The 5,680-nt window shown below is 69.9% G+C and carries 5 protein-coding genes and 1 pseudogene; 5 read left to right on the top strand and 1 reads right to left on the bottom strand.

The genetic code is table 11. The annotated features are described in order from the left end of the window. Positions 1-368: 368 nt before the first annotated feature. Both ABEA26_RS20960 and ABEA26_RS20955 read left to right on the top strand, forming a co-directional pair. Positions 369-1,189, top strand: a pseudogene (locus ABEA26_RS20960) (helix-turn-helix domain-containing protein). Between the two features lie 2 nt (positions 1,190-1,191). Beyond that, a complete protein-coding gene (locus tag ABEA26_RS20955) occupies positions 1,192-1,383 on the top strand; it encodes a DUF397 domain-containing protein (protein WP_345594354.1) in 192 nt (63 codons plus the stop codon). Positions 1,384-1,516: 133 nt separating this feature from the next. Here ABEA26_RS20955 and ABEA26_RS20950 read toward each other — a convergent pair whose 3' ends face one another. Continuing rightward, positions 1,517-1,912: a VOC family protein gene (locus ABEA26_RS20950; RefSeq protein WP_345594352.1), complete on the bottom strand. Its 396-nt coding sequence runs from the start codon at positions 1,910-1,912 to the stop codon at positions 1,517-1,519. A 514-nt stretch (positions 1,913-2,426) separates the two neighbouring features. On the opposite strand from ABEA26_RS20950, the gene ABEA26_RS20945 reads away from it, so the two are divergent. The 3 genes from ABEA26_RS20945 to ABEA26_RS36390 form a co-directional block, all read left to right on the top strand. Continuing rightward, positions 2,427-4,412, top strand: a complete 1,986-nt coding sequence (locus ABEA26_RS20945) for an N-6 DNA methylase (protein WP_345594351.1) — start codon at positions 2,427-2,429, stop codon at positions 4,410-4,412. Positions 4,413-4,647: 235 nt separating this feature from the next. Continuing rightward, on the top strand, positions 4,648-5,514 hold the full coding sequence (locus tag ABEA26_RS20940; protein ID WP_345594361.1) for an endonuclease/exonuclease/phosphatase family protein: 867 nt from the start codon (positions 4,648-4,650) through the stop codon (positions 5,512-5,514). Positions 5,515-5,601: 87 nt separating this feature from the next. Beyond that, the coding region (locus ABEA26_RS36390) for a LacI family DNA-binding transcriptional regulator (protein ID WP_345964548.1) at positions 5,602-5,680 on the top strand (79 nt) is incomplete at its 3' end.

Here is a 5,680-nt window from a genome sequence, read left to right as displayed (position 1 = left end):
CCGTCGACTTCCTGGCCACCGGCCACCTGCCGGACAAGGACGTCTACTGCACCGACGTCACCCAGAAGTAACCCGCCGGAACGCGGTGCTTCCCTGTCCGGCCCGCTGTCCGGTTGGGGTCGCCCCGACGGGGCCGATAGAAGTCAGGGCGGTCGCAAGTTCCGGGGTTGGCGGTCGCCCTTCACCGGAAAGTCCTCACCATCCGCTGCGCAGTTTGCTTGTACGTGCGTTGTACGGGTCCGGGGCGTGTCCCGGTCATCGCGGCCCGCGTTGGACATGGCCCCGGCGGCGGGGGCGGGCGGGGTACTCCGGGTTGGAAGGGTGTGAGGGCGGTGCAGGAGACGCGGGAGACGCGGAACAGTCGCGCGGTGAGGACGAAGGAGGAGGGCCACGATCTTCCGGGGGCGTGGTCGGCGTACGGCCGGCTGCCTCAGCATCTGCGCAAGCGCGCCGGGCTGAACCAGCAGCAGCTCGCGGAGGCCATCGACTACTCGCCGGAGCAGGTCTCCTCGGTCGAGCAGGGGCGCCGGCCGGCGAAGGTGGCGTTCACGCGGGCGGCGGACCGGGTGCTGGAGGCGGGTGGAGTACTGGGGGTCCTCCAGGACGAGGTGGACCGGGCGGAGCTGCCGCGCTTCTTCCGCAACTTCGCGGTGATCGAGGCTGAGGTGGGGGCCGCTTCTCGTACGATCCGCTGCTGGTACCGGGGCTGTTGCAGACGGAGGGGTACGCGCGGGCGGTGTTCGCGGGTCACTGTCCACCGCTGAGCGAGGAGGTCATCGACCAGTACGCGGAGGCTCGGTTGAGTCGGCAGAAGTTGCTGACTCGGGTGCCGCTGGCGGAGCTGTCGTTCATCGTGAGTGAGGAGACGTTGCGGAATCCGGTGGGCGATGCGGAGGTCATGCGCGGGCAGTGGCAGCGGCTGTTGGAGGTCGGTGCGTTGCGCAACGTCGAGGTCCAGGTCATGCCTGTCTCCCCGGGGTTTCATTCGGGGCTGAAGGGGCCGTTCGTGGTGCTGGAGACCAGCGAGCATCATCACCTCGGGTACATCGAGTCCCAAGAGGTCGGGTGCGTCATCCGTGATCCGGCAGAGGTCAGCGCCTTCGGGTGGCGGTATGGCAAGCTGCGATCGCAGGCCCTGAACGGCGTGGAGTCTGCGCGGCTCATCGAACGGCTGGTGGGAGAGACGTGAGCATGGAGCAGGTGACCGAGAACATGGACGGGCTGCACTGGTTCAAGAGCAGCTACAGCGGATCAGGGGGCGGCGACTGCGTGGAGGTGGCCGCTGGTCTCGATGCCGTGTACGTAAGGGACTCCAAGGGCGCGGGCGACGGGCCGGTGCTGCGGGTCGGCCGGGGCGAGTGGGCGGCGCTCACGGCGGGTTGACTCCGACCAGAACTTCCGGGCGGAGCAACGGGCTGGTGCACGTCACTTGAAGTGACGTGCACCAGCCCTGTTGAGGTCTTTTCGGCAACGTAGCGGTTGCGGTGCGTGACGGGGTGGGGTGCCCGCTCACAGCCTAGGTCTGCGGTGCCAGAGTGCGTAGGACGTCGAACTCGTTGCCCTCGAGGTCTGCCATGACCACCCAGTTTCGGTCTGAGCCCTGGCCAACATCCGTCCTGGTTGCGCCGAGGCCGAGCAATCTGGTCACCTCGTCCTCGGTGCTGCCGTCGATCGGGCTGACGTCGAGGTGAAGCCGGTTCTTCACGGTCTTGCCCTCGGGTACCTGAATGAACAGCGGGGTGGGCGGCATCTGGCGGGCCCGGACATCCTCGACGGTCGGCACCCAGGAACCGATCTCGACCTTGCCCTCGCTCCGGTCGATCACCTTGAAGCCCAGGACCTCGCACCAGAAGGCCGCGAGCCTCTCAGGATCGTGGCAGTCAACGGCCAACTCGGTGAACCTACTTGTCATGACTCTCCCCAGGTAGTGCGGATGGGGTTCAGGGTATTGGCCAGGCCGCCCGTCCGACAGGTCCTCGATCTTCCTGGCCGACTGGACCATCAGACGGGCCTGATCCGGCGTCAGATACGTGAGAAATCACTCGTGGGAACAGGTCTGCGAAGATCGCGTCCCGGAACCCAGAGGCTTCACGCGTTGACCAGTATCACCTGCGTCGCAACACTCGACGTCGGCAGGGAGACCGCCGAGACACTCGCCCAACTCTTGCGCGAGCACCGCGAACGGCTCGGCACCCGCAGGGGGCCCGCACTCCGGGCGTCTTCGAGCAGGGTGTCCTGGTGCTGCGGCGCGAGAATTTCTGCATTTCTCCCGTCCTCCACACTTTCCGCACAACGCACGCGGACATTTGCACTGTGAACAAAGTCAATGAGCGTAGTAGCCTCTCATGTGCAGCCCCATTACAGAGACCCGCCCACCACCAGCCCGCCCCCACACACGCACGCCCCCAGCACCTCGGAGACTGTCGATGAGTACAACCGGTTCCGTACCCGTCAGCCTTGCCGAGATCGCCCGGATCGCCGGGGTGGGACGTGCCGCGGTGAGTAACTGGCGGCGGCGTCACGACTCCTTCCCCACACGCATCGGGGGTACGGACGTCAGTCCCCAGTTCTCCCTGGCGGAGGTCGAGCGGTGGCTGCGGGACAACGGCAAGCTCGACAGCATCGGAGGGCGCGAGCTTCTGTGGCCCCGGTTCGAAGTGCTCGGCAGCAGGGACGAGTCGGGCCTGGCCGTCGCCGAGGCGGCCCACCGCATGCGTGCGCCCCGCGCACGCTCCTCGCGAGTGGGACTCTCGCCGGAGGCCGAGCGGTTGGCGATCGAGGCGGCGAAGCTGGGGCGGAAGGAGGGAGCGCGCGAGACGTTCGAGTTCCTGCTCCAGCGGTGGCTCGAGACCCATGTGCGTCAGCTGAGCACGACGCCTCCCCCGCTCGCCGCCCTGATGGCACGGATCGGGTTCGACGTCCGCGTCGGGGGGCCCGACGAGGAGGTCACCGTCTTCGACCCGGCCTGCGGCACGGGGCACCTGGCTGCCGCCGCCGTGCAGGAGTACGCGGGTCCGGGTCTACGGGTCATGGCGTGCGAGCGGGATCCCGCTCTCGCCGCGCTGGCCGCCGCCCGGCTGGAGTTCGTCGCGGACGGCCACGGCCTCCGTACGGAGATCGCCACGGCCGACGCCCTGCGCGAGGACCCGTTCGCCGGGGTGCGGGCCGATGTGGCGCTGTGCAATCCGCCGTTCAACGAACGTGACTGGGGCTACGAGGAACTCGCCACCGACCAGCGCTGGACGTACGGTCTCCCGCCGCGCACCGAGCCGGAACTGGCCTGGGTGCAGCACCTGCTCGCCCATCTCGAACCCGGTGGGGCGGCCGTCGTCGTCCTGCCTCCCGCGGTCGCCTCACGCAAGGCCGGACGGCGGATCCGGGGTTCCCTGCTGCGTACCGGCGCGCTCCGGGCCGTGGTGGCCCTTCCGCCCGGCAGCGCCCAACCGCACAGCGTCTCGCTCCAGTTGTGGATCCTCAGAGCCGCTCCGGACGGCCCGGGAGCGGCTCCGCCCGGCCAGGACGCGCTTCTGATCGACGCGACGCGCTTCGCACAGACCGGTGGGCGGGAGTCCGGCCCCAGCTGGGAACCGCTCCGAGCCTTCGTCCTCTCCGCGCTGCAGGCCCTCGACCACTCGGACGCGGACCTGCCGGACGGCGCCGTCCGGGTACCTCTCATCGAGCTCCTGGACGACGAGGTGGACGTCACGCCCGGGCGCTACACCTCGGTCGGCACCGAGCCGTCCGGCCTCGAACTCTCCGCGGTCTGGAAGGAAGTGGGGTCGGCGCTGACCGGCCTGGCCCGTCGGGCCGAACGCCTGTCGGAACTGGAGTTCGGGAACGACAGGCCGCAGACGACGGTAGGTGTGGGAGACCTCGTCAAGGCCGGTGCCCTGTCGTTGCGCGCCGGGCAGCAGCCGCTGGACGGTGCGGTGGCGTCCGGCGGCGACACCGTGCCCCTCCTCACCGTGGCCGACCTGCTGGCGGACGGCACTCCCGGTGGACTCGTTCCCGTCGAATCGGCGCCCGTGATCGCCGAGAAGGGCGACGTCGTGGTCGCCGGAGTCGTGCGGGCGTTCAAGGCATGGGTGCACGAAGGGCCTCCGACCGCCCTGGGGCCGCAGTTGCACGCCCTGCGCGTGAACCCGGCCAAGCTGGACGCCCATTTCCTGGCCGGCTGTCTGCGCGCGCCGTCCAACGGGCGCCAGGCAGGCACCCATGCCTCCAGTTCGTCACGGGTCGACATCCGGCGCCTGCAGGTGCTGCAACTCCCCCTGGACGAGCAGGCGGCGTACGCCGACGTCTTCCGGAGCCTGAGAGATTTCGAGACCCGACTCGCCAACGCCGACGGCATGGGCAGGGGGCTGGTGAACGACGTCTCCGACCTGCTCGCTACGGGCGGGCTCGACGTCTGACCCCGCCCGAGGCCCTCCCGGCGCGGGTCGGTCGAACGCCACCCCCTCGGGCGGACGACGCCCACCGGAACGAGGCCGACGATCATGGGGCGCTACCCGGCGGTCGGTGGGTAGTACGGTGTCGCCGGTGAAGATCAGCCATATACGCCGCTCTCCTCGGGACGGGCATCCGTCCTCGGCCTGGACCCGGGGGCGGGTCGTCGCCGTCGTCGCGGTCCTGACCGCCCTCCTGCTGATGGGACACGGGGCAGTTCCCAACCGGGTGGGCGGGCTGGGCAGTCTGCTGGAGTCGTTCCTGCCGTGGCTCGGCGTGGTGGTCGTGCCGCTGCTCGTCCTGGCGCTGGTGCGCCGTTCGGCGCTCGCGCTGGTGGCCCTGCTCCTGCCGGTCGCGGCCTGGACGTACCTCTTCGGCGGTCTGCTGCTGCCCGCGCCGGAGCCCGGCGCCGACGACCTGGTCGTGGTGCAGCACAACGTCAGCGACGAGAACAGCGACCCTTCGGGCACCGCCCGCGCCCTGGCGGATGCCGGGCCCGACCTCATCGCGCTCCAGGAGCTGGTGTCCCCGGCGCTCGAGGTGTACGAGAAGACTCTCGCCCCTGACTACCCGTACCGGACGGTTCAGGGCACCGTCGGACTCTGGTCGAAGCATCCGCTGGCCGATGCCGGCCCCCTCGACATCAAACCCCGGGGCATCGAGGAGGGGTGGAACCGCGGGCTGCGGGCCGTGGCGCACACTCCGCGCGGTGAGACCGCCGTCTACGTGGCGCATCTGCCCTCGGTCCGCGTCCGCGCGAGCGGCCTCGCGTCGTCCTGGCGTGACGAGAGCGCCGGCCTGCTGGGCGACGCTCTTTCGGCCGAGGAACTGAGCAGGGTGATCCTGCTGGGCGACCTCAACGGCACGGTCGACGACCGCGCGCTGGATCCGCTGACCACACGCATGAACGTGGCCGAGCGGGGCGTCGCCCTGAGCTTCCCCGCCGCCTTCCCGCTGGCCCGGATCGACCAGGTCATGGCCCGCGACGCGCGCGTCGGCCACATCCGCACCCTGCCCGCCACCGGCAGCGATCACCTCCCGGTGGCCGCCCGGATCACGCTGGGCTGAGGGCGCGCATGCCGCAGAGCCGGACGCAAAGGTCTCCACAGGGCTGGGCAGCAAGCCGCTTGCGGGGCTTGCGTTAGCCTTTCGTGTGTGACGCGACGACTTGCTCAGGTGGCGAAGAAGGTTGGGGTCAGCGAGGCCACGGTCAGCCGGGTGCTCAATGGCAAGC

Source organism: Streptomyces marokkonensis (assembly GCF_039539045.1).
Classification (GTDB): domain Bacteria; phylum Actinomycetota; class Actinomycetes; order Streptomycetales; family Streptomycetaceae; genus Streptomyces; species Streptomyces marokkonensis.
The sequence above is the reverse complement of the archived record's forward strand: the minus strand, read 5'-3'. Positions and strand labels throughout refer to the sequence as shown.